The sequence below is a fragment of the Candidatus Infernicultor aquiphilus genome (assembly GCF_002784285.1).
Taxonomy (GTDB): domain Bacteria; phylum Atribacterota; class Phoenicimicrobiia; order Phoenicimicrobiales; family Phoenicimicrobiaceae; genus Infernicultor; species Infernicultor aquiphilus.
On the sequence record NZ_PFKO01000188.1, the window covers coordinates 460 to 2,656 of the forward strand.

Below are 2,197 nucleotides of genomic sequence, written 5' to 3' on the forward strand. Positions count from 1 at the left end.
ACTGATTTTGCACCGCTGTATTGTGAATCGGGATCAACCCATGTTGTTACCCAGTTTGATAAAGATGATGTTGAAGCAGTGGGTTTGGTGAAGTTTGACTTTTTGGGTTTACGCACGCTGACCATTATTCAGTGGGCAGTCGATGCGATTAATCAACTCCCCCCTGATTCGCCACACTCATCGAGCTTTGAAAAAGAGGCTGGCGAACGACGTTCGCGAGGGATTTTAGACATCGAAAAAATTCCATTAGATGACGAAAAAACATTTTCTCTTTTGAAGTCATGCGCAACCACAGCAGTATTTCAACTAGAATCACGTGGCATGAAAGATTTGGTACGTCGACTACAGCCAGATTGTTTTGATGAAATCACAGCGCTCGTTGCGTTATTTCGGCCGGGTCCATTGCAATCTGGCATGGTCGATGATTTTATTAATCGCAAACATGGTCGTGAAAAAGTACATTATTTTCATCCTGATATTGAACCCATTTTAAAACCCACTTATGGCGTGATTTTATATCAAGAACAAGTGATGCAAATCGCACAGGTCTTATCGGGTTATTCATTGGGTAGCGCTGATTTATTACGTCGTGCCATGGGTAAGAAAAAACCAGAGGAAATGGCCAAGCTGCGCAAGACATTTATTTCAGGTGCTAAAAATCGTGGTGTAGATGAAACAGTGTCGGCACATATTTTTGATGTTATCGAGAAATTTGCCGGATATGGTTTTAATAAATCTCATAGCGTATCCTATGCCTTTATTTCCTATCAGACCGCCTATTTAAAGACACATTATGCCGTAGAATATATGACTTCTTTGCTTACCAGTATTATGGGGAATAATGATAAGGTAGCTTTATATATAAAAGAATGCCGGGATATGAATATCGAAATATTGCCTCCTGATATAAATCAAAGTTTGGTAAATTTCACTGTAGTAGGGGAAAAGGTTATCCGTTTTGGATTGGCTGCTATAAAAAATGTGGGTGAAAAAGCTATAAAAAATATCATTAAAGAACGTAAAAAGAATTCTAATTTTACTTCTCTACATGATTTTTGTCAGAGAGTTGATTTAAGGATAGTGAATAAGAGAGTAATTGAAAGTTTAATAAAATGTGGTGCCTTCGATTCCCTGGGAGCAAAAAGATCCCAATTATTAGCAATTTTAGATCTAGCATTAAAGGATGGACAAGAATATCAAAAATCCCAAAAAAACGGGCAGACTTCTATATTTGATCTTTTTAAAGAAAATAATCCAAATAAAACTAGTAATAATTATCCAGACCAATTGCCAGATATATTAGAAGTGTCTAAAAAAGAACTTTTAGCTATGGAAAAAGAGATGTTAGGATTATATATTTCATATCATCCTCTGCATGATTACCAGGATAAATTAAAGAAAATCATAACTTCTACTTCAGCTGAATTAGCTAATCTTCCCGATAAAAGCAAAGTAATTTTAGCTGGAGTAATTGGTAATTTTAAAAGAAAAAGTACTAAAAATGGGAATCTTATGGTATTTATTACTTTAGAAGATTTAGAGGGCACGGTAGAAGTGATAGTGTTTCCTAAAGTTTATGAAGAGTCTAAGGAGCTTATAAAAAAAGATGAGATGGTTATAATAGAAGGAGGTCTTGATGTGACAGAAGGAAAGAGAAAAATTATTGCCGAAAAAATATCTCTTTTAGATAAATACCTAGAAAATAAAAAATTTATCTCTAAAGAAAAAGCAATTAAACAAGATCTTTCTAACCAACTTCATCTAGAAATTAATTCTTACTATAATAATGAAACTAATATTTTAATCAGGTTAAAGGAAATATTTTGTAGTTATCCAGGAAAAAGTCAAGTAGTGCTTCATTTTAAAAATAAAGATAAAACTTTATTACATCTTATAGGAGAAAAATATTTAGTGAATATTAGTGAAAAATTAAAAGAGGAAATTGGTAATATTTTAGGAAAGGATAAAATATGGACGGAAGATGTTTTAAAAAATGATACAGATTATGATTAGGAGTTTTATTTAAAATGTGGAAAGTTATTTATATTGCCAAAGATATTTCATTAGCCACAAATTTAGAGAAAATATTAAAAAATAAAGGAATTATAACTATTTTAAATCAATTAGAAATGAGCGAAGATGAATTAAATGGGAATGTAGAAATTTTAGTGTCAAACTGGGAAGCTCAAGAAGCGAT

At 32.6% G+C, this 2,197-nt stretch carries 1 protein-coding gene; it reads left to right on the forward strand.

Features of this window, described 5'->3' with window-relative positions; translation table 11 throughout:
• Window positions 1-2,013, forward strand: a 2,013-nt coding sequence (locus tag COZ07_RS05045) for a DUF655 domain-containing protein (protein ID WP_406607492.1), incomplete at its 5' end; no start/stop codon positions are given.
• Window positions 2,014-2,197 lie beyond the last annotated feature (184 nt).